Genomic DNA, 19,689 nt, shown 5'->3' with positions numbered 1-19,689 from the left:
ACTATAGGAAGGCGGCATACCGATCAAGAACCGGCAGGACCTCGTCGGCCGTCCCGCTCGGCAGCGACAGCACGGTCTCCTCGATGCCGAGCGTGGCGTAGTACTCCAGCTTGCCGCCGGTGGGCAGCGTGCCGAACGGGATGACCTTCGCCGTCGCCGACGCCTCCCTCAGCGCGGGCAGCGCGGCTTTGATCCCCTTGCCGCCGATCGGCATCCATCCGTCGGCGTACTCGGCGACGTGCGCGAACAGCCGGGGACCCGCGGCCCCGCCGACGTAGATCGGCGGCCCCGACACCGGCTTGGGCCACGACCATGACGGCTCGACGCCGTCGAAGGCCGCCACCTCCTGGCTCCACAGCGCCTTCATCGCCAGCACGTTGCGCCTGGCCGCCTCCCGCCTGTCCTTGTACGGCACGCCGTGGTTCTCGATCTCCTCCACGTTCCAGCCGAAGCCGACTCCCACGACCACGCGCCCGCCCGACAGGTGGTCCAGCGTGGCGATGGCCTTCGCGGTGACGATGGGCTCGCGCTGGGCGGCCAGCAGGATGCCGGTGCCGAGCGTGATCGTCGAGGTCACGCCGGCCGCCGAGGCGAGGGCCACCAGGGGGTCGAGGGTGCGCCGGTACTCCTCGGCGAGTTGCGGCGTGCCCGTCGGCGGCGGGGTGCGCCGCGAGACGGGGATGTGGGTGTGCTCCGGCAGGTAGAGGGAGGAGAAGCCGCGTTCCTCCGCCGCCCTGGCCAGGTCGGCGACGGGCATCGCCAGGTCGGTGCTGAACATCGTGACGCCAAGCCGCATGACCGCTCCTTAACCAAGCGATTGCTCGGGACCGTTTCTTAGAGTAGCTTGCCGCTCATGGGATTCGCTGCGGTCGCGGGCGTGCGGCTGTTCTACACCGACGACGGCTCAGGCGACACGACGCTGCTGCTCGTCCACGGCTGGGGCGCGGACTCCCACCAGTGGGCACAACACATCCCCTCTCTCGCGCGCAAGCACCGGGTGATCGCGGTGGACCTGCGCGGGCACGGCTACTCCTCGGCCGAGGAGAAGGGCAACAACCCCGTCCGCATGGCCGAGGACCTCGTGGAACTGCTCGACCGGCTCGGAGTCGAGCGGTTCGTGGCCGTCGGCCACTCCATGGGCGGGGTGATCGTCTCGCGGCTCGCCGTCGAGCATCCCTCGCGCGTGGCCGCCGTCGTCGCGGTGGATCCGGGCTACGGGCGTCCCGACGAGGTCGTGGCCATGGCGGTCGCGATGCGGGAGACGCCCGCCGTACAGATCGACGCATGGTGTTACACCCCCGCCTCGCCCGGCTGGCTGCGCGAGTGGCACCGGCGGCGACTGCTGGCGACGCCGCCGCACGTGCTGGCCGAGGCCTACGACGGGCTGTGGTCGGGGGAGGAGGCGATCGGCTCGCGGGGCGCGGCCGAGCCGTACCTGTCGCGGCGCGCGTGCCCCGTGCTCACCTTCTGGACCGACCCCGCACAGGCGGCGTGGGAGACGGACCTGTTCAAGCATCCCGCCTCGCGCACGGTCTGCTGGCAGGGCAGCGGACACCGCCTGCACGAGGAGCGGCCCGCCGAGTTCTTGCTCGTGGTCAACCAATGGCTGAAGGAGATCTCCCGGTGAAGTTCGCCATCTTTCTCAACCCCCAGATTCCCGGCTCGGGGTACGCGGCCGAGGAGAACGCACGGGCCAAGCGGCCGATCGGACGGGACACCGAGTCGTACCAGAGGCTGCTGCACGAGGTGCGGGAGATCGCGGTGCACGCCGACAGGATCGGCTTCGACGCGCTGATGATGACCGAGCACCACTTCCATTCGGAGGGGATGGAGTTCTCGGTCAACCCGTTGATGTTCCTCACCGACCTGGCGGCACGGACCGAGCGGATCCTGCTCGCGCCGCTGGGCCTCGTGCTGCCCGCGTGGGACCCGATCAGGGCGGCGGAGGACGTGGCGCTGCTCGACCAGTTCTCCAAGGGGCGGCTGCGGCTGGGGGTGGCGCGCGGCTACCAGAACCGGTGGATGAACGTGCTCGGCCAGCGCTGGCACGCGGCGGCGGCCAGGTCGGACGGCTCGTCGAGCGACAACCGCAACTTCGACGTCTTCGGCGAAGTCCTCAAGATCATGAAGATGGCCTGGACGCAGGAGACCCTTCGCTACAAGTCCGACATTTTGGACTATCAGGTGCCGTATCCCTTCGAGGGAATCGAGGGGTGGCCCGCCACCGAGTGGACGCGGACGTTCGGCGCGCCCGACGAGCTCGACGACGACGGCAGAGTCCAGGCGGTCAGCGTCTGCCCCAGGCCGTACCAGAACCCGCATCCCGAGCTCTGGCAGCCGTTCACGATCTCCGACCGCTCGGTCATCAGGGCCGCGCAGGAGGACATCATGCCGTGGATGTTCACCCCCAATCCCGACGACCACGCTGCGAAGGCCAAGCTCTACCAGGAGGAGTCGGCCAAGCAGGGCCGCCACTACAAGCTGGGTGAGCACACCGGCATCCTCAAGATCGTCGGAATCGCCGACACGACGGACGAGGCGATCAACACCTACGGCAAGAAGATCCCCAAGGACTTCGCCGCCTTCTTCGGGCCGTTCGGCTACCTGGAGGTGCTGCGCAAGAAGGAGGACGACAAGCACCAGCCCATCTCGCCCGAGAAGGGCGACGTGCAGCGGATGAACGACGTCGAGATGGCGCTGTTCGGCTCACCCGACGACGTCAAGCGCGGCATCCAGCGCATGCTCGACCGCATGCCCGACCTGGAGTGGTTCGGCCTGTACATGCAGGGCCAGCAGGGAGTCCTCCCGCTCGACACCGTCAAGCGCAACCTCGAACTGTTCGCCACCAAGGTCATCCCGGAGTTCCAGTCAACTACCTTCTGATGATTTCGAAGGCTTGCTCTCACGGTCCCATCTGGCGGAAGGGAGGCCGGTAGCGTGCGGGCGATTGACTGCGCCCCAACTCGCGACAGCGCGCTGGGCGATGTTGCGAGCTGCGATGTGATCGGCATGCCCAGCGAGGCCACACCTGGTGCAAAGAAGGCGGCCGCGCACTGGCCGGTTCGCCTTCGAGACGAAGCCGCACTCGGGGCAGGACTGGCTTGTGTAGGACGGATCCACCAGCACAAACGCCATCCCGAGTCGTGCGGCCTTGTATCGCGTGAACGCGATCTGCTGGGCGAACGCCCAGGAGTGCAAGGTGCGCCCAGAGACCTTGAGCAGCCATACATCTCCCCTGCACGTCAGGTCGACCTCGCCAACCCGCAGGCTGTCGAGCGCCCTCAGATCGGCAACCCTCCCCTGATAACCGACACGAACTCTTCCCTGCGGGGTCCACATGGACGCGATGCGAACATCCCTGCGGAAAGAGATCATGCGGGCATCGAACGGCACCGCCCCGTGCGGCCGGAAGAGGTGCGCTCGCTACTTGGACGCGCGCCGGTTGGCACAGGCGGCGACAACTCGGGCGATGGCCTTCACCGCCGCCTGAGCACCCAGCCCCGGGAAGGCCGCCCGCGCCTCGTAGTAGGCCAGACGATGCAACGCGACGGCCTCGAAGGCTCTGTGCGACCAGGCCGGCCGGGAGACAAAGGCGGCAGCCTCGTTGCACAGCGCCATCGCTGCCGCCAGCCGTGCCGCATCCTCGTGCGACGGGTTGAGCCGCAACTGGATGACCGACGGCAGTCCTACAGATTTTGCCGCCGACCTGCGAAAAGCCAATACGATCACCTGCCTTTCACGACCTTCGAACATATTACCGATTGCAGCCATGAGATGGCTGAGAGTTCTCAACATGAGGAGCGATGAATCATGAGGCACAGCCGATGAGGTTCTGGCTCGGCGCCTCCTTCTGCGACACCTCGGAGTTCGTCGAGCTCGCCGTCGCGGCCGAGCGCTGCGGGTTCGACACGTTCACGCTGTCCGACCACCTGTTCTTCGCCGACTTCAGCACGCCGTACCCCTACGGCAGGATGCGGTGGACGGCCGAGACGCACTGGCCCGACGTCTGGGTGACGATCGGCGCGATGGCGGCGGTGACGACGCGGCTGCGCTTCTCCCCCAACGTCTACATCGCGCCCGCGCGAGACCTGATCACCGTGGCCAAGCAGGTGTCGACCGCCGCCGTGCTGTCGGGCGACAGGGTCAGCTTCGGGGTGGGCGTCGGCTGGTGCAAGGAGGAGTTCGTCGCCACGGGACAGGACTTCCACACGCGCGGGCGCAGGCTCGACGAGATGCTCCCCCGCCTGCGCGAACTCTGGTCGGGCGCGCAGGTGGACCTGCCGGGCCTTCCCTCCCTGTCGATGTCGCCGGTGCCTGCCGTACCGATCCCGATCTACGTGGGCGGCGACAGCGAGGCGGCGCTGCGCAGGGCGGCGCGGGCCGGAGACGGCTGGATCGGCAACCGGATCTACACCGAGGAGCAGATCGAGGCCGTCCTCGCCGACCTGCGCCGCTACCTGAAGGAGTACGGCAGGCCGGAGGACGCGCTCGAGATCATCGCCCCGCTGGCCGTGCTCCCCGACGCCGACACCTACCGCCGCTTCGCCGACAAGGGCATCACGGGCACGATGGCCGCCCCTTGGTGGCTGTCGCCTGACGAACCCAAGGTCGACACGATGGAGCGGTTCGCCGAGGAGGTCATCGCCAGGATGTGACGCGCCTGGACTCGCCGGGCCGGAGGCACCCTCCGCCCGGCGAGCCGCGCGGCCTGTGATGCCGGACGCCACCGAACCACGATCGACGGGCCGATAGCCTCGTCCCATGCTGGAAGAAATCACGGCGACCCGCTATGTGACCCCGTTGCGGGAGGGCGGATCGCTACCGGGAGTGGTCGAGGCCGACGACCTCGGCACCTACGTCGTGAAGTTCCGCGGCGCCGGACAGGGGCCCAAGGTCCTCGTCGCCGAGATCATCTGCGCCGAGCTGGCAAGGCGGCTCGGCCTGCGCACGCCCGAGCTCAAGCTCATCGACCTCGACAGGCAGATCGCGCTGCGGGAACCCGACTTCGAGATCCAGGAACTGCTCCAGGCCAGTGAGGGACGCAACATCGCGATCGACTTCCTGCCAGGAGCGCTCGGCTTCGACCCCCTGTCGTGGCAGCCCGACCCCGGCTTCGCAGCCGAGGTCGTGTGGTTCGACGGCCTCATCCACAACGTCGACAGGACGTGGCGCAACCCCAACCTCCTGGTCTGGCACCACGACACCTGGCTCATCGACCACGGCGCCGCGCTGTGGTTCCACTACAGCTGGAAGAACGCCGACCCGCAGCGCGCCTTCGACGCCGGCAGCCACGTCCTGGCCCCCTTCGCCGCCGACGTCCCCAAGACGGGCGAGCGCATGGCCGCGCGGATCACCAGGGAGCTCCTCACCGAGGTCACCGCGCTCGTCCCCGACGAGTGGCTGGAGGAGGAACCGGGGTTCGACTCGGCGCAGGCCGTACGGGACGCCTACGTCGAACACCTGCTGGCCCGCGCCCACGGCCCGCGCGACTGGTTGCAGGCCTCCGCGAAGGCCGAGCAGAAGGGCGGCCCCAGCTCGGTCGGCGCCTTCTGGAAGCAGGGAGACAAGTGATGGAACGCGACGTCTACGAGTACGCCGTCATCCGCGTCATCCCGCAGGTGGAGCGCGGCGAGCAGATCAACGTCGGGATCCTGCTCTACTGCCAGTCCCGCACCTACCTGCGCGCGCGCGTCGAACTCGACGAGATCCGCCTGCGCGCCCTCGACCCCGGCGCCGACCCCTCCGAGGTACGGCAGGCGCTGGCGGGCTACGAGCTGGCGTGCGGCGACTCCGCGGGGGCGATGGTGCGGGAGTCCCTGGGCAGCCGGTTCCGCTGGCTGACCGCCCCGCGCAGCACGGTCGTGCAGACCTCCGCCGTCCACGCGGGCCTGACCACGGACCCCGACGCCGAACTCACCCGCCTCTTCGACCGCCTCGTCCGCCTCTGAAGAACCCGCCACCTGCCAAGCGACCCCGGGCCATCCTCGGGCGCACCCGTGGGTCGTCGGACGCATCCGTGGGTCGTCCGTCGGACGCATCCGTGGGTCGTCCGTCGGACGCATCCGTGGGTCGTCCGTCGGGCGCACCCGTGGGTCGTCGGTGCCCCTGCGGATCGTCGGGCGCACCCGTGGGAGGCCCGGTCGTCGTGGAGCGGCCCCGGGCATCGTCGCGGCCCCGGGCATCGCCGGAGCCCGGCCGCCGGGGCCCCGGGCATCCGAGGTAGCGGCCTCGGGCGCGGGAGCCCGTCGTCGGTGGCCGGTCGGGGCGGCCGCCGACGCGGTGGCGATCCTGCTGGAGATGGCTCTGCTTGAGGCGGCCCTGCTGGAGGTGGCCCTGCTTGAAGTGGCCCTGCTTGAAGTGGCCCTGTTTGAGGCGGCCCTACTGGAAGCGGGCGACGAAGCGGCGCTGCCAGGGTGTCTCCACGGCGCGGGCCGAATAGTGCTCCCTGACGTAGGCGACCGCCTCCCGGTTGGGCACCCCGTCGAGGACGGCGAGGCAGGCCAGCGCGGTACCCGTTCGTCCTTGCCCGCCGCCGCAGGCGACCTCGACCCGCTCGGTCTCGGCACGCGCCCATGCCTCGCGCAGCGCGTCACCGGCGGAGACGCGGTCGGAGGGCAGCCAGAAGTCCGGCCAGCGCAGCCAGCGTGCCTCCCATGCGGTAGGGGGCGGTTCGTGACCCAGCAGGTAGAGCGCGAAGCCGGGCTCCGGCCCTTCCGGGAGGGGACGGCGCAGTCCCCTGCCGCGAACGAGCCTGCCCGAGGGCAGCCGTAGCACGCCGGTCATCGTGGGATCCCAGGTTGAGTTCACCCGGCGAGCGTAGCCCCCGCGCCGTACCCGCGCATGATCGGGAACCGGGCGTCTGCGGGCTCTAGCGGTGTCCCAGGACGTTGATCACGCGCCCGTTGGGGTCGCGGACGAAGAACCTGCGCACGCCCCAGTCCTCGTCCCGCAGCGGGTGCACGATCTCCGCGCCGCTCTTGAGCACCGCCTCGTAGGCCGCGTCCACGTCGTCCACCTCGACGCTCAGGTCGGGGTTGACGGGGGCGGTCCGATCGGCGGTCATGACACTGATCTGCGCCGTGGGCTGGGTGGGCGAGGCGAGGGTGATGATCCAGCCGTGGTTCATCACCTCCTCGAAACCCAGGAGGGTGTAGAAGTCCCTGCTCTCCTGGACGGCCTCGGAGCTGATGTTGGGCACGACACGACGAATGGTCATCGGCGACTCCTTTGCAGGCGAGATCGCATTGATTCTCCTAGAACGTCATCCAGGGGCCTGACCGCCTTCCGCTACCCGAGCCCTATGGCCACCTGCCCCGCCCGGTCGCCATGACCGCCCACCCGGCCCCGCCCGGTCACCGTGACCGCCCCCTCCCGCCACGGTCTTGCGACCACCCGCCCGATTCGGCCCGGTCCGGCCCCGCGAGCATTCCGCCGCCTCGACCCGGTCGCCTGGCTCGCCCCCGGCTCCCGGCGGAGGCGGAGGCGGAGGCGGAGGCGACGAAGGCGGGCCAAGGCGCAGGTGGAGGTGGAGGCGAGGGCAGGAGCGGGTGGAGGCGAGGGGAGGTGGAGGCGAGGGCAGGAACGGGGCGGGTGGGGGCGAGGGCGGGAGCAGGGCGGGCGGGGGGCGAAGGCGAGGGCGGGAGCAGGGCGGGTGGAGGCGGCCCGGCGTCATGTCGAGGGATCTAGGCACCGGAGTCGATACGGCGAGACAGACCGTCGAGAAGCATCTCGAGGCCGAAGCGGAACGCGCCCTCAGGGTCGGTCGCCAGCCCCGTCGCCTCGCCGAGACTCGTCGAGACCCGTTGCGCGACGGGGTAGGAGGTGCCCGCCATCGCGGCACCCAGGGACGGCCCGACGGTCTCCCACCACTGGAGGTCGGTCAGCGAGCTCTCCTCCCTGATCCGCCGGAGCGAGAGCGTCCCGCGCGCGGCGCTGGAGACCAGTCCGAGGATCGCCGTGAGCACCCTGTCCATGTCGAGGTCGCTCAGGCCCACGCCGTCGAGCGCGGCGAGCTCCACCTCGTACTTGCCCGACACGCCCGGTCCCGGAACAGGGCGGCCGGGCGCGACCTCCACCGTCCACGGGTGGGCCATGTGGTGGTCCCAGTTGGCCTGGGCGATCCGCTCGGCCCTGGCACGCCATGGCCCCGCCGGCGGCGAGCTGTGGACCTCGGCGGCGACGGCGTCGAGCATGACCTCGATGAGCTCGGACCGCCCGGCGATGTACGGGTAGAGCGCCATCGCGCTGACGCCGAGGTCACCGGCCACCCTGCGCAGGGTGAGCGCGTCGAGCCCCTCCCTGTCGGCCAGGGCGACCGCCGCGTCCGTGATCCGCCTCAGCGTGAGCCCCGATCGGCTCACCATCTCGGTGGGCTTCCACAGCAGCCCGACCAGCTTGACCGGGTCTCCCGGCCGCTCCGCCCGCTTCGCCATCCTCAACTCCCTTAGTTTACGTTGTACTATACATTGTCCGCCACACGGTTGAGCAGATGGGAGGGTGCAATGGACATGGACACCGGACCGGCGCAACAGGCGCCGATCGTCGCCCGAGGGGTCCGCAAGCGCTTCGCGGGCAACGCGCGCCCCGCGCTGGACGGCGTGGACCTCACGGTGCAGGCAGGCAGGGTCTGCGCGCTGCTCGGCGGCAACGGCGCGGGCAAGACCACGATGGTCAGGATCCTGACCACGCTGACCAGGGCGGACGAGGGCACGGTCCGCGTCGCCGGGTGGGACGTGGTCGGCCAGGCGACGCAGGTGCGCGCGTCGATCGGGCTCGTGGGCCAGTACGCGGCGCTCGACGAGCTCCTGAGCGCAAGGGAGAACCTCGAGCTGTTCGGCAGGCTGGCGGGCCTGAACCGCCACCGCGCCCGCGTCCGCGCGAGCGAGCTGCTCGAGACGGCGGGGCTGACCGAGGTGGGAAGGCGAGCCGTGGGCACGTTCTCCGGTGGGATGCGCCGGCGGCTCGACCTGGCGACGTCCCTCATCACCACGCCGGCGGTCCTGTTCATCGACGAGCCGACCACGGGGCTCGACCCGCAGGCGCGGCACGACCTCTGGGCCTCGGTACGCGTCCTCGCCGACGCGGGCACCACCGTCCTGCTGACCACCCAGTACCTCGAGGAGGCCGACGAGCTGGCCGACGACGTGGTGATCCTCCGGGAGGGCGCGGTCATCGCGCAGGGAACGCAGGAAGACCTCAAGAGCCTCGTGGGCGAGCCGCGCTGGGAGCTGCGCCGGCCGACCCTCGAGGACGTCTACCTCCATCTGCACGCCACCCGACCGGCAGGAGCCCCCGCCTCATGACCACCATCTCCCTTGCGGAACCCACACGAGCGACCGGGCGGACGCGGCTGTGGCGGGAGGCGGCCATCCTCACCGGGCGCACCGTACGGCACTGGCGGGCCAGGCCCGTGACGTTCGCGATCCAGTTGCTGTTCCCCGTGCTCGTCATTCTCATGATGGGCGGCCTGCTCGGCGGCGCGATCGCGGGAAGCTCGGGCGACTACATCCTCTACGTCATCCCCGGCGTCCTCGCGTTCACGATGCTGTTCGGCGTCGAGACGACCATGACCGCGGTCACGACCGACGCGGCGAGGACGGTCACCGACCGGTTCCGCTCGCTGCCCATCTCGCCTGGATCGGTGCTGCTCGGCCGCGTCCTCGCCGACCTGCTGACCTCGGTCGTGGAGCTCGTCGTGGTCACCCTCGCGGGCCTGGCCCTCGGCTGGCGGTGGGAGAACGGGCTCCTGCCCGCTCTCGCGGCGTACGGCCTGCTGCTCTGGCTGCGCTTCGGGCTCCTGTGGTTCGGCGTCTGGGCGGGCCTGACGGCCGGCTCCCCCGAGGCCGTGAGCGCCGCCCAGCTCCTGGCCTGGCCGATCGGGTTCCTGTCGACCGTGTTCGTCAAGCCGTCCACGATGCCGGGCTGGCTCGGCGCGATCGCCGAATGGAACCCGCTCTCGGCGACCGCCACCGCCGTCAGGGAGCTCTTTGCCGGCGTCCACCAGGGAGGGCTGACCTGGGCCGCGGAGCACGCGCTCCTCACCGCGGCTGCCGGTCCGCTGTTGCTCACCCTGGTCTTAGCGCCCCTGGCGATCCTGGCATTCAAGGGCCTGGGCCGATGACCGGCCTCGACCAGGTGATCCGCATCCGCGGCGCGCGTGAGAACTCCCTTCAGAACGTCGACGTCGACATCCCCAAGCGCAAGTTGAGCGTCGTCACCGGGGTTTCGGGCTCGGGCAAGTCGTCCCTGGTCTTCGACACGCTCGCGGCGGAGTCGGGGCGGCAGCTCAACGAGACGTTCTCGGCCTTCGCGCAGGGCCGGCTGCCCAGCTACGGGCAGCCGGACGTCGATCACCTGGAGAACCTGTCCGCGGTGATCATCGTCGACCAGAAGCGTCTCTCGGGCGGCCCGCGCTCCACCGTCGGCACCGCGACCGACATCGGAGCGCGCCTGCGACTGCTGTTCTCCAGACTCGGCGAGCCCTCTGCCGGGTACTCCAACGCCTACAGCTTCAACGACCCGGCGGGCATGTGCCCGAACTGCCAGGGACTGGGCGTGGCCGCCACGGTCGTCGTGACCGAACTCGTCGACGAGGACCGTTCGCTCGCCGAGGGCGCGATCACGTTCCCGCCCTTCGCACCGGGACAGTGGATGTGGAGGGCCTACGCGCGCTCGGGCTTCTTCGACGCCGACAAGAAGATCCGCGACTACACCGCCGAAGAGCGCGACATCCTCCTGCACGCTCCCGCCGGCACCCTGAAGCCGCCCGCGGGCATGGACGCCGCCGGCTCCGCCTACGAGGGTCTGCTCCCCCGGTTCACCCGCGTCTACCTACAGCGCGAGCCTGAGTCGTTCAAGGGCGCCCAGCGGGAGGCGTTCGAGCGCATCGTCGCCAGGCGGCGCTGTCCCGACTGCGCGGGCTCGCGGCTGGCGGAACCAGCACGCGCCAGCCTCATCGACGGGCGCTCCATCGCCGACTGCAACGCGATGCAGGTCGACGACCTTCTCGCGACGATCGACTCCTTCGACCGCCCCGAGGTCGCGCCGCTGGCCGGCGTGCTCCGCGAGCACCTGCGGCGCATGGTCACGCTCGGACTGGGCTACCTGAGTCTCGACCGCGCGACCTCGACGCTCTCGGGCGGCGAGTCGCAGCGTGTCAAGATGGTGCGTCACCTCGGCAGCGCCCTCACCGACATGCTCTACGTCTTCGACGAACCCACGGTCGGCCTGCACCCGCGCGACGTGCACACCCTCGGCGAGATGCTGCTCGCCCTCCGCGACCGTGGCAACACGGTGATCGTGGTCGAGCACGCGCCCGCGGTCATGGCCATCGCCGACCACTGCATCGACATGGGACCCGGCGCGGGAACGTCGGGCGGCCACGTCGTCTTCGAGGGCACCTACGCAGCCCTCCGCCGGGCCGACACCCCTACGGGGGCCGGGCTCAGGGCGGACAGGACCGAGCGGGGAGATCCGCGCCCCATCACCGAGTGGATGCTCATCGAGCACGCCTCCACCCACAATCTCCGCGACGTCACCGTGCGCGTCCCACGCCACGTCATGACCGTGGTGACCGGCGTGGCGGGGTCGGGCAAGAGCAGCCTCATCCTGGGGCACCTGCCCGCCGTCGAGCCCGGCGCGGTCGTCATCGACCAGCGGCCGATCCGCGGCTCGCGCAGGTCCAACGCGGCGACCTTCACCGGCGTGCTGGACTCCGTCCGCCGGATCTTCGCGAAGGCGACCGGTCAGCCCGTCGGCCTGTTCACCCCGAACTCGACCGGCGGCTGCCCCGCCTGTGAGGGGACCGGCCTGATCTACACCGACCTGGCGTTCATGGAGGGCGTCACCACCCGTTGCGAGACCTGCGAGGGCAGGCGCTTCACCCCCGAGGCCCGGCGGCACACGATCGACGGCCGCTCGATCGCCGACGTCTTCGAGATGAGCGTCGACGACGCGCGGGCCTTCTTCACCCAGAAGCCCGTCCTCGAACCCCTCGACCGCCTGGACGACGTGGGTCTCGGGTACCTCACCCTCGGGCAGCCGCTCAGCTCCCTGTCCGGTGGCGAGCGGCAGCGGCTCAAGCTCGCCGCCGAGCTGGCCGCGCCGGGCCGTACGATCATCCTGGACGAGCCCACGACCGGGCTGCACATCGCGGACATCGAGCGGCTCGTCGGCCTCCTCGACCGGCTGGTGAACTCCGGGGCCACGGTGGTCGTCATCGAACACGACCTCGACGTCATCCGCGCCGCCGACTGGATCATCGATCTCGGGCCCGAGGCGGGGCACGACGGCGGCCGCGTCGTCTTCGAAGGCACCCCGCGGCAACTGATCGCCACTTCCAGCACGCACACGGCTCGCCACCTCCGCCACCACCTCGAATCCACCGGCCTGTCATGACCACGACCCACCACCCCCACCACCCCCACCCACCGACCCACCGACCCACCGACCCACCGACCTGTGACGACCACGACCCGCCGCCTCCGCCCGCTGGCCTGTGACGACCACGACCCGCCGCCCTCACCCACCGATCCACCTGCGTCACCCCGCGCACCCGACCACGCGCCGCCGCACCCGCACACCTGCCACCCTCGCGCTCCGGGTTCGCCTGACCGTGAGCCGCCGCCTCGCCGACGGGAGGAGGTGACGCCCCGCCCCATGGGACCGCCTCGCGCGGGCGTCATCGGTGGGCCCCGCATCCGCGCAGGTGGGCGCCCCGCGCAGGTGTGATCAGGGTCACGGGCGGCGGGTGTCAGGGATCGGGCCGCTGCCCGGTTCAGATGGTGACTCAGAAGGAGGAACCATGACACACCGCATCGTGGTGCTGGGAGCCGGCTACGCGGGCCTGGCCGCGGCCAAACGAGCCGCCGGGCGGTTGCGCGGCACCGACGCCCGAGTGACCCTGGTCAACGCGGCCGACAGGTTCGTCGAACGGGTGCGCCTGCACCAGCTCGCCGCCGGGCAGGCTCTGGCCGACCTCCCCCTCGCCACCCTGCTGGAGGGAACGGGCGTCGAGCTCGTCATCGCCAGGGTGACCGGCATCGACCTGCCGACCAGGCGCGTACGGCTCGACGCGGCGCCGTACGAGCTGAGCTACGACACGCTCGTCTACGCGCTCGGCAGCGGCGCGGACCTGGACGGCGTCCCGGGCGTCCGCGAGCACGCCTTCAACGTCGCCACCGCCGATGAGGCGTTGCGCCTGCGGGCAGCACTGACGGGAAGCCCGGCGCCCGCCGGAGACGCGCGACCGCAAGCGGGAAGCCCGGCAGTGACGGTCGCCGGAGACGCGCGACCGCAAGCGGGTGGCCCGGCGGTCGCCGGAGACGCGCGACCGCAAGTGGGAAGCCCGGCAGTGACGTTCGCCGGAGACGCGCGACCGCAAACGGGTGGCCCGGCGGTCGCCGGAGACGCGCGACCGCGAGCGGGGAACCCGGCGGTGGCGTCCGGCGGTGTGGGGCTGCCGCGGGAGGCGAGCCCGGCGCTCGCGCACGGCGGTGACAGGCTGCGGGCGGCGGCGGAGGGCGGACCGACGGTCGTCGTGGTGGGCGGCGGGCTGACGGGGATCGAAGCGGCCGCCGAGCTGGCCGAGACCCACAGGAATCTGAAGGTGGAGCTGGTCACGGGAGACAGGGTGGCCGCGAACCTGTCGGGACGGGCCCGTCTGCATCTGTTCAGGTCCTTCCACCGGCTCGGCGTCAAGGTGCGCGAGCAGGTCGTGATCGGCGAGGTCACCGGCGAGGGGCTGGTCCTCGACGACGGCAGGGGCCTTCCCGCCGACGCCGTGGTGTGGGCGGCGGGCTTCGCGGTGCCCGGGCTGGCCGCGCAGGCGGGACTGGCCACCGACGCGCGCGGGCGGATGATCGTCGACGACACGCTGCGGTCGGTGTCGCACCCTGAGGTGTTCGGCGTGGGGGACGCGGCGGCCGCCGCGGCCGCGGGCGGCCTGGCGCGGATGTCGTGCCAGACCGGGATCCCGATGGGCCTGTCCGCGGGGAACGCGATCGCGGACCTGGTCGCGGGCCGGGATCCGGCGACCGCCAGGATTCGTTACGTCTGGACGAACATCAGCCTGGGCCGCCGAGACGGCGTCACCCAGTTCACGCGGGCCGATGACAGCCCGCTCGGCGACGCCGTCCTCACCGGCAGGGCCTCGGCGCTCTTCAAGGAGTTCATCACCAGGGGCACCGTTCTGACGATGCGCCATCCGGGCCCCTACCTCCCCTTCAGGAGGCCCGGCAGGTGATCGCCCGCCGTACCGGCGCCCAGCGGGCGGCGCGCCGGGGGACGAGCGGGCGGCGTGCCGTACGACGAACGACGGGGCCGGGGCGATCACGCGTCGGCCCGCTCAGAGCCGGACCAGCATCTTGCCCACGTTGCCGCCGCGCATGAGGTCGAGGAAGGCGGCGGGGGCGTGCTCGATGCCGTCGACCACTGTCAGCTCGGTGTGCAGGGAGCCGTCGGCCAGCCATCCCGCCGCCTTGCCGATCCACTCGGGGAACAGGTGGAAGTAGGAGTTGACCAGCATGCCGCGCAACGTTGCGTCCTTGTGCGCGAGCGAGAACAGGTTGGCCGGCCCTGGGATGGGCGCGGTGGCGTTGGCGGCGCTGATCGCGCCCACCATGGCGATCCTGCCGCCGTGGCGCAGGGCGTCGATGGCGGCCACCAGGTGGTCGCCGCCGACGTTGTCGACGTACACGTCGACGCCGTCGGGCGAGGCCTCTGCCAGCCGCGCCGCCAGCGAGCCCTCCCTGTAGTCGATGGCGGCGTCGAAGCCGAACTCCTCCACCACTCTCTTGGCCTTCAACGGCCCGCCGGCCGAGCCGATCACCTTGGCGGCGCCCAGCTTGCGGGCGAGCTGGCCCGCGACGCTGCCGACGGCTCCGGCCGCTGCCGAGACGAAGACGACGTCGCCCTGCCGTACGGGTGCCACCTCGGTCAGCGCCGCATACGCGGTCAGGCCTGTGGTGCCGAGCGCGCCCAGGTAGGCTTCGGCGGGCGCCAGAGCGGTGTCGACCACGGTCGCGGCCGCAGCCTCCACCACCGCGTACTCCCTCCAGCCCGCGAAGTGCGCGACCGTCGCGCCCACGGCGATGCCGGCGGAGCGGGAGGCGACCACCTCGCCCACCGCTGAGCCGTCCATGGGGGCGTCGAGCTCGAAGGGCGGGATGTAGGACTCGACGTCGTCCATCCGCCCGCGCATGTACGGGTCCACCGACATCCAGGTGTTGCGGACCAGGATCTGTCCCTCGGCCAGGTCGGGGACCTCGGTGGCCGCCAGGGAGAAGTTCGAGAGCGCCGGCTCGCCGACGGGGCGGGCGGCCAGGCGGATCTCACGGTTTGCGATCACGGTGTCTCTCCTCGTTCGTGGATGGGCACCACAGTGCGGCAGGGCGCGCACGATCGGCTGGCGGTCCGCTGGGGGTCGGCTGGGGGTCAGGACGGGAACACCCCTCCGGGATCATGCCTTCGCTCTCAGGGGTGGTTTCAGGGACGTCCCTGAAGGCGCTCCCCCGGGCGTGTAGGAGTGTAAGCACCGTGAAGACGAAGAAGACGATCGTGATGGCGGGCCTGCTGGGGCTCGGAGTGCTGCTGACGGGCTGTGGCGTCGCGGGCGCCGAGGAGCGCGACACGGCCTCCTACGAGGTCACCGACAAGGTGGCGGGCGTCAAGATCGAGGGGGACTCGGGTGCCATCGTGGTCACCGAGTCCGACCGTCAGGGCATCCACGTGACGGAGACCCTGACATGGCGGAAGAACAAGCCCAAGCCCACTCACGTGGTGCAGGGCGACACGCTGGTGCTGACCTTCACCTGCCCGCCCTCGGTGGGGCTGGCCAGCTGCGACGTCGGCTACGAGGTCGAGGTGCCGCGGGGGCTGAGGATCAGGGCCGGATCCGACTCCGGCGAGGTGACGCTGCGCGCGCTGTCCGGCGAGGTCGAGGCGGAGAGCGACTCGGGCAGGATCGAGGCCAGGGACCTGACGGCCAAGCGGGTGACGGCCGAGAGCGACTCGGGCGACCTGACGCTCGTGTTCGCCGGGCAGCCCGACAGGGTCAAGACGAGGACGGACTCCGGCCAGACCGAGGTGCGCGTGCCGCAGGGGCCGTACAACATCACGACCGAGACGGACTCGGGGAGCAAGAAGATCGGCGCGAAGGCCGACGCCTCGGCCTCTCGCGTGATCGACATGTCCAGCGACTCGGGCGACCTCGAGGTCACCGCTTCCTAGCTCCCCGCCGTCCTCGCCTCCGGCGCTCCGACGCGGGAGGCGCCGGCTAGCGGAACAGGTGGGCGTTGGCGGCGGCCCACTCGGCGAACGGGCGCGGCGGGCGGCCCGTCACCTGCTCGACCGTCGGCAGAACGGCCGACTCGTCCAGGTTGCCCGCGGCGAAGAAGTCGAAGAACGCGTCGACGTACATCTCCGGCATCGCCGCGCTCATCTGAGCGCGCGCCTCCTCGTCGGACAGGCCGACGAAGGTCAGGTCGCGTCCGAGCGCCTGCCCGAGCATGCGCAGCCGGTCGGCCGGGAGCAGCGACTCGGGCCCCGTGATCGGGTACACCTGGCCCTCGTGCCCGTCGGCGACGAGGGCCGTGGCGGCGACGGCGCCGATGTCGAGCGGGTCGACGGCCGCCACGCGTACGTTGGGGAAGGCGTCCCTGACCACGTCTCCCGCCTTGAGCTGGTCGAGCCAGCGCAGGGTGTTGGCGAAGAAGGTGCGCGGCCGCAGGATCGTCCACGCCACGCCCGAGGCGCGGACCAGTTCCTCAGACTCGATGTGGTAGCGGGAGACGGCGTTGTCACGGTTGCCGGTCTCCGCCGCGCTGGCCGACAGCAGCACCACGCGTGGGACGCCCGCCTTGCGGATCTCGTCCAGCGTCTCTTCCATGCGGTCGTAACCGCTGAGCAGGAACACCCCGCGCACGCCGCCGAGCGCCGCCGCCACCGAAGCGGGGTCGTTGAGGTCGCCCATCGCCAGTTCAGCCGGCAGGTCCGCCTCGCGTCTGACCAGCGCGCGGACCGGCGTTCCCGCCTCGGCGAGCGCCCTGACGACCGCGCCGCCCGCGTTTCCCGTGGCTCCAGTGACAAGGATCATGACGTCCTTTCTACTAGAGACGGACGCTTCTCCTAGAACAGGACGGACATGAAGGTGTCGACCTCGCGGAAACCGACCTTCCGGTAGACGGCCCGCGCGGGGTGGTTGAAGTCGTTGACGTACAGCGAGACCACCGGCGCGAAGCAGGACAGCGCCGCCTCCACCACCGCCGCCATCCCCGCCACCGCGTGGCCGTGACCGCGCAGCGCGGGATCGACCCACACGCCCTGGACCTGGCACGCCTGCGGGGTGACCGCGCCGATCTCGGCCTTGAAGACGACCTTGCCGTCCTCGATGCGGGCGTAGGAACGGCCGATGCGGATCAGCTCGGCGACCCGCGTGCGGTAGAGCGCGCCGCCGTCGCCGCCGTTCGGCGAGACGCCCACCTCCTCGGTGAACATCGCGACGCAGGCGGGCAGCAGGATGTCGAACTCGTCCGGACGTACCCGCCGTACCAGCGGGTCGGCGGGCACCGGCGACTTCTGCGAGGTCGCCATCACCGGCTGCGACCAGCGGATCGCCCTTGCCCGCCCCCAGTACGGCTCGAGCCGCTCCCACAGCAGCTCGACAGCGGTCGCGGGCCCGACGATCGACGAGCACCTGCGCCCCTGCTTGCGCGCGCGGTCGGCGAAGGCATGCACGGCCTCGGGACCGGCGTTGACCGGCACCAGGTTGGCTCCCGCGTAGCAGAGCGAGGTGAGCGCGCCACGCGGCCCGAATCCCCACATCTGCCCGCCCAGGCGCGTCGGGTGCAACCCGACGCTCCTGACCCTGGAGGCGACGAAGACGTTGGCGACAGGATCGGTGTCAAGAAGTGCGAGCACTTCGTCCCTGTCGCTGTCGTCGAGCACGCGCGACGCCGATGTACGCAGCATCACACCGGCCAGCCTACGCGACCTGCCCCCTTTTGACAGGAACCACGCCATCTATCGGGCGCCGAGCAGCTCCGGCATTCGGCGAGGGTCGCGCGGGCCCTCCGACGCGGCCATCCGCGGAGCGGCGACCGGCGGCGGCGTGCCCTCGCAGAGGGTGTCGGCCGGCGGCACCGTCCCGTCATTCAGGTAGCGGACCAGGTGCCGGTCGACGCAGGGGTTGCCGACCAGCGACGTCCCGTGGTTGCCTCCGGGCTCGACGACCATGCGGGCGCTGGGGAAGCGCTGCCGCAGGTTCAACGCTCCCTCGTACGGAGTGGCGGCGTCACGCCGCGACTGGAGCATCAGGATCGGCGGCAGCGACGGATCCGCCTTGACGGTGACCGGGGTGCCCCCCGGCTCGGACCAGAACGCGCACGGCGCGTTGTACCAAGCGTTCGGCCAGGTCAGGAAGGGGGCGACGCGGTGCGAACTGGTCATGTCGGCGTGCCACGTGGACCAGTCGCGTGGCCATGCGGCGTCGCGACACTGCACGCCGAGGTAGACCGCGTAGCTGTTCTCCTGCTCGGCGTCGTTCGCGGCGTGCTGGCGCCAGGCGTCGACCAGGCCCTGCACGTCTCCCCGCTGGACGTAACGCGACCAGACCCCGGCCAGTTGGGGCCAGATCGCGTTGGAGTAGCCGCCGACGGTGAACAGGTCGTCCAGCTCGCTCGGCCCGACCAGGCCGCCCGCCGGCCTGGCGCCCAGCCGCTGGCGCATGGAGGCGTAGGCGAAGGCGGTCTGCTTCGGTGTGCGGCCGAGCCCGTAGACGGCGTTGTTCTTGGCCGTCCAGGCGAGGAAGTCGCGATGGCGGCGCTCGAAGGACCTGTTCTGAGCGAGGTTGGCCTGGTACCAGATGCCGGTGGGGTCGACCGAGCTGTCGAAGACCATGCGCTTGACCCTGCCGGGGAACAGCGTGGCGTACACGGCGCCGAGGTAGGTGCCGTAGGAGTAGCCGAGGTAGCTGATGCGCTGCTCGCCCAGCGCGGCCCTGATGCGGTCGAGGTCGCGGGCGGCGTTCTCGGTGGTCAGGTGCGGCAGCATCCAGGCCCACAGGTTGCCGCAGCGGGCGGCGTACTCCTGGGCCCTGCCGATCAGCACCTGCTCGGCGGCCGGTCCGCTCGGCACCTGGTCGGGGCGCGGCGCGGCGTAGAAGCGGGCCGGGTCCACGCAGCGCAGCGCAGGCTCGCTCTTGCCGACCCCCCGCGGATCGAAACCGATGACGTCGTAGCGGGAGGCCAGCTGCGGAGGCAGCGCCGCGGCGACGTACTTGGCCATCTCCTGCCCCGACGCGCCGGGCCCTCCCGGGTTGACCAGCAGCACGCCGAGGTGGTTGGCGTCGCGGGAGACCGTGCCCTTGATCCTGTTGAGCGCCACCGTGATGTGCTGGCCGTACGGATCGTGGTAGTCGAGCGGCACCCTGACCTCGCCGCACTCGACGCCCGGCTGCTCGGGTGTGTCGGCCACCTGTTCGATGAGCCCCAGGCCGCCGAGCACCTGGTCGGCGACCGAGGGCTGCTTCCCGCACGGCCCCCAGACCACCTCGCCGCCGATCACCCTCGTCTGGGCGTCCGCGGCGCCACCGACTCCGGCGGTCAGCAGCGCCAATACCACACCAATCCCGACAACCCGCTTCACCCGGCTGCACTCCCTCTGCTCCATAGGACGAGCCGATGATGCCGTGAG

The 19,689-nt window shown here is 71.1% G+C and carries 20 protein-coding genes; 10 read left to right on the top strand and 10 right to left on the bottom strand.

All coding sequences use genetic code 11. The features are described from left to right. Window position 1: 1 nt before the first annotated feature. Entirely contained in the window at window positions 2-796 is a 795-nt protein-coding gene (locus tag AC3EO4_RS41370; protein WP_431901012.1) for a TIGR03619 family F420-dependent LLM class oxidoreductase, read from the bottom strand. A 57-nt stretch (window positions 797-853) separates the two neighbouring features. Here AC3EO4_RS41370 and AC3EO4_RS41365 point away from each other — a divergent pair, with 57 nt between their 5' ends. Beyond that, the gene (locus AC3EO4_RS41365; protein ID WP_431901009.1) at window positions 854-1,627 is read left to right on the top strand and encodes an alpha/beta fold hydrolase; all 774 of its coding nucleotides are present in this window, start codon (window positions 854-856) and stop codon (window positions 1,625-1,627) included. Continuing rightward, the gene (locus AC3EO4_RS41360) at window positions 1,624-2,883 is read left to right on the top strand and encodes an LLM class flavin-dependent oxidoreductase (protein WP_379581868.1); all 1,260 of its coding nucleotides are present in this window, start codon (window positions 1,624-1,626) and stop codon (window positions 2,881-2,883) included. The genes AC3EO4_RS41365 and AC3EO4_RS41360 overlap by 4 nt, the downstream gene beginning before the upstream one ends. On the opposite strand, the gene AC3EO4_RS41355 is transcribed toward AC3EO4_RS41360, so the two are convergent. Together AC3EO4_RS41355 and AC3EO4_RS41350 are read right to left on the bottom strand one after the other, a co-directional pair. Beyond that, window positions 2,869-3,339: a zinc ribbon domain-containing protein gene (locus AC3EO4_RS41355; protein ID WP_431901107.1), complete on the bottom strand. Its 471-nt coding sequence runs from the start codon at window positions 3,337-3,339 to the stop codon at window positions 2,869-2,871. The two genes, AC3EO4_RS41360 and AC3EO4_RS41355, sit on opposite strands and share 15 nt — an antisense overlap. Window positions 3,340-3,423: 84 nt before the next feature. Next, window positions 3,424-3,753, bottom strand: a complete 330-nt coding sequence (locus tag AC3EO4_RS41350; RefSeq protein ID WP_431901006.1) for a hypothetical protein — start codon at window positions 3,751-3,753, stop codon at window positions 3,424-3,426. Between the two features lie 50 nt (window positions 3,754-3,803). On the opposite strand from AC3EO4_RS41350, the gene AC3EO4_RS41345 reads away from it, so the two are divergent. The 3 genes from AC3EO4_RS41345 to AC3EO4_RS41335 all read left to right on the top strand — a co-directional run bounded on the left by AC3EO4_RS41345 (window position 3,804) and on the right by AC3EO4_RS41335 (window position 5,948). Next, window positions 3,804-4,655: a TIGR03619 family F420-dependent LLM class oxidoreductase gene (locus tag AC3EO4_RS41345; RefSeq protein WP_379581873.1), complete on the top strand. Its 852-nt coding sequence runs from the start codon at window positions 3,804-3,806 to the stop codon at window positions 4,653-4,655. Between the two features lie 106 nt (window positions 4,656-4,761). After that, window positions 4,762-5,571, top strand: coding sequence for a HipA family kinase (locus tag AC3EO4_RS41340; RefSeq protein ID WP_379581874.1), 810 nt, complete (start codon window positions 4,762-4,764; stop codon window positions 5,569-5,571). Then, window positions 5,571-5,948 carry a DUF3037 domain-containing protein gene (locus AC3EO4_RS41335; RefSeq protein ID WP_379581876.1) on the top strand — a complete coding sequence of 126 codons (378 nt, stop codon included), beginning with the start codon at window positions 5,571-5,573 and terminating at the stop codon, window positions 5,946-5,948. The genes AC3EO4_RS41340 and AC3EO4_RS41335 overlap by 1 nt, the downstream gene beginning before the upstream one ends. A 430-nt stretch (window positions 5,949-6,378) precedes the next feature. On the opposite strand, the gene AC3EO4_RS41330 is transcribed toward AC3EO4_RS41335, so the two are convergent. The 3 genes from AC3EO4_RS41330 to AC3EO4_RS41320 form a co-directional block, all read right to left on the bottom strand. Beyond that, window positions 6,379-6,783, bottom strand: coding sequence for a protein-tyrosine phosphatase family protein (locus AC3EO4_RS41330; RefSeq protein ID WP_379581986.1), 405 nt, complete (start codon window positions 6,781-6,783; stop codon window positions 6,379-6,381). 85 nt (window positions 6,784-6,868) lie between these two features. After that, entirely contained in the window at window positions 6,869-7,216 is a 348-nt protein-coding gene (locus AC3EO4_RS41325) for a VOC family protein (RefSeq protein ID WP_379581878.1), read from the bottom strand. A gap of 466 nt (window positions 7,217-7,682) precedes the next feature. Further along, window positions 7,683-8,432 carry a TetR/AcrR family transcriptional regulator gene (locus AC3EO4_RS41320; RefSeq protein ID WP_379581880.1) on the bottom strand — a complete coding sequence of 250 codons (750 nt, stop codon included), beginning with the start codon at window positions 8,430-8,432 and terminating at the stop codon, window positions 7,683-7,685. Between the two features lie 75 nt (window positions 8,433-8,507). Here AC3EO4_RS41320 and AC3EO4_RS41315 point away from each other — a divergent pair, with 75 nt between their 5' ends. From AC3EO4_RS41315 to AC3EO4_RS41300, 4 genes are all read left to right on the top strand, one after another. Continuing rightward, window positions 8,508-9,302: an ABC transporter ATP-binding protein gene (locus tag AC3EO4_RS41315; protein WP_379581882.1), complete on the top strand. Its 795-nt coding sequence runs from the start codon at window positions 8,508-8,510 to the stop codon at window positions 9,300-9,302. After that, window positions 9,299-10,120, top strand: coding sequence for an ABC transporter permease (locus AC3EO4_RS41310; protein WP_431901001.1), 822 nt, complete (start codon window positions 9,299-9,301; stop codon window positions 10,118-10,120). Before AC3EO4_RS41315 ends, AC3EO4_RS41310 begins: the two co-directional genes overlap by 4 nt. After that, window positions 10,117-12,396, top strand: coding sequence for an ATP-binding cassette domain-containing protein (locus AC3EO4_RS41305; protein ID WP_431900998.1), 2,280 nt, complete (start codon window positions 10,117-10,119; stop codon window positions 12,394-12,396). The genes AC3EO4_RS41310 and AC3EO4_RS41305 overlap by 4 nt, the downstream gene beginning before the upstream one ends. Before the next feature lie 406 nt (window positions 12,397-12,802). Then, window positions 12,803-14,242 carry an NAD(P)/FAD-dependent oxidoreductase gene (locus AC3EO4_RS41300; RefSeq protein WP_431900995.1) on the top strand — a complete coding sequence of 480 codons (1,440 nt, stop codon included), beginning with the start codon at window positions 12,803-12,805 and terminating at the stop codon, window positions 14,240-14,242. A gap of 102 nt (window positions 14,243-14,344) precedes the next feature. On the opposite strand, the gene AC3EO4_RS41295 is transcribed toward AC3EO4_RS41300, so the two are convergent. Next, window positions 14,345-15,346, bottom strand: a complete 1,002-nt coding sequence (locus AC3EO4_RS41295) for an NADP-dependent oxidoreductase (RefSeq protein WP_431900993.1) — start codon at window positions 15,344-15,346, stop codon at window positions 14,345-14,347. A 188-nt stretch (window positions 15,347-15,534) separates the two neighbouring features. Here AC3EO4_RS41295 and AC3EO4_RS41290 point away from each other — a divergent pair, with 188 nt between their 5' ends. Then, the gene (locus AC3EO4_RS41290) at window positions 15,535-16,227 is read left to right on the top strand and encodes a DUF4097 family beta strand repeat-containing protein (RefSeq protein WP_431900989.1); all 693 of its coding nucleotides are present in this window, start codon (window positions 15,535-15,537) and stop codon (window positions 16,225-16,227) included. 46 nt (window positions 16,228-16,273) lie between these two features. On the opposite strand, the gene AC3EO4_RS41285 is transcribed toward AC3EO4_RS41290, so the two are convergent. From AC3EO4_RS41285 to AC3EO4_RS41275, 3 genes are read right to left on the bottom strand one after another with little or no spacing between them, the layout of a single operon-like run. Continuing rightward, window positions 16,274-17,092, bottom strand: a complete 819-nt coding sequence (locus AC3EO4_RS41285) for an NAD(P)H-binding protein (RefSeq protein WP_431900988.1) — start codon at window positions 17,090-17,092, stop codon at window positions 16,274-16,276. 32 nt (window positions 17,093-17,124) lie between these two features. Beyond that, window positions 17,125-17,967: a GNAT family N-acetyltransferase gene (locus AC3EO4_RS41280; protein ID WP_379581988.1), complete on the bottom strand. Its 843-nt coding sequence runs from the start codon at window positions 17,965-17,967 to the stop codon at window positions 17,125-17,127. 51 nt (window positions 17,968-18,018) lie between these two features. Next, window positions 18,019-19,641 carry an alpha/beta hydrolase gene (locus AC3EO4_RS41275; protein ID WP_431900987.1) on the bottom strand — a complete coding sequence of 541 codons (1,623 nt, stop codon included), beginning with the start codon at window positions 19,639-19,641 and terminating at the stop codon, window positions 18,019-18,021. Window positions 19,642-19,689 lie beyond the last annotated feature (48 nt).

Source organism: Nonomuraea sp. bgisy101 (assembly GCF_057708945.1).
Note: the sequence above shows the minus strand (reverse complement) of the source record. Positions and strands in the feature narration are given on the sequence as shown.

What these genes read in the sequence shown, in the direction of transcription:
- AC3EO4_RS41370 (WP_431901012.1), bottom strand. Translation starts at nt 796, where the DNA reads ATGCGGCTTGGCGTCACGATGTTCAGCACCGACCTGGCGATGCCCGTC.
- AC3EO4_RS41365 (WP_431901009.1), top strand. Translation starts at nt 854, where the DNA reads ATGGGATTCGCTGCGGTCGCGGGCGTGCGGCTGTTCTACACCGACGAC.
- AC3EO4_RS41355 (WP_431901107.1), bottom strand. Translation starts at nt 3,339, where the DNA reads ATGTGGACCCCGCAGGGAAGAGTTCGTGTCGGTTATCAGGGGAGGGTT.
- AC3EO4_RS41350 (WP_431901006.1), bottom strand. Translation starts at nt 3,753, where the DNA reads ATGTTCGAAGGTCGTGAAAGGCAGGTGATCGTATTGGCTTTTCGCAGG.
- AC3EO4_RS41345 (WP_379581873.1), top strand. Translation starts at nt 3,804, where the DNA reads ATGAATCATGAGGCACAGCCGATGAGGTTCTGGCTCGGCGCCTCCTTC.
- AC3EO4_RS41340 (WP_379581874.1), top strand. Translation starts at nt 4,762, where the DNA reads ATGCTGGAAGAAATCACGGCGACCCGCTATGTGACCCCGTTGCGGGAG.
- AC3EO4_RS41335 (WP_379581876.1), top strand. Translation starts at nt 5,571, where the DNA reads ATGGAACGCGACGTCTACGAGTACGCCGTCATCCGCGTCATCCCGCAG.
- AC3EO4_RS41330 (WP_379581986.1), bottom strand. Translation starts at nt 6,783, where the DNA reads ATGACCGGCGTGCTACGGCTGCCCTCGGGCAGGCTCGTTCGCGGCAGG.
- AC3EO4_RS41325 (WP_379581878.1), bottom strand. Translation starts at nt 7,216, where the DNA reads ATGACCATTCGTCGTGTCGTGCCCAACATCAGCTCCGAGGCCGTCCAG.
- AC3EO4_RS41320 (WP_379581880.1), bottom strand. Translation starts at nt 8,432, where the DNA reads ATGGCGAAGCGGGCGGAGCGGCCGGGAGACCCGGTCAAGCTGGTCGGG.
- AC3EO4_RS41315 (WP_379581882.1), top strand. Translation starts at nt 8,508, where the DNA reads ATGGACACCGGACCGGCGCAACAGGCGCCGATCGTCGCCCGAGGGGTC.
- AC3EO4_RS41310 (WP_431901001.1), top strand. Translation starts at nt 9,299, where the DNA reads ATGACCACCATCTCCCTTGCGGAACCCACACGAGCGACCGGGCGGACG.
- AC3EO4_RS41305 (WP_431900998.1), top strand. Translation starts at nt 10,117, where the DNA reads ATGACCGGCCTCGACCAGGTGATCCGCATCCGCGGCGCGCGTGAGAAC.
- AC3EO4_RS41300 (WP_431900995.1), top strand. Translation starts at nt 12,803, where the DNA reads ATGACACACCGCATCGTGGTGCTGGGAGCCGGCTACGCGGGCCTGGCC.
- AC3EO4_RS41285 (WP_431900988.1), bottom strand. Translation starts at nt 17,092, where the DNA reads ATGATCCTTGTCACTGGAGCCACGGGAAACGCGGGCGGCGCGGTCGTC.
- AC3EO4_RS41280 (WP_379581988.1), bottom strand. Translation starts at nt 17,967, where the DNA reads ATGCTGCGTACATCGGCGTCGCGCGTGCTCGACGACAGCGACAGGGAC.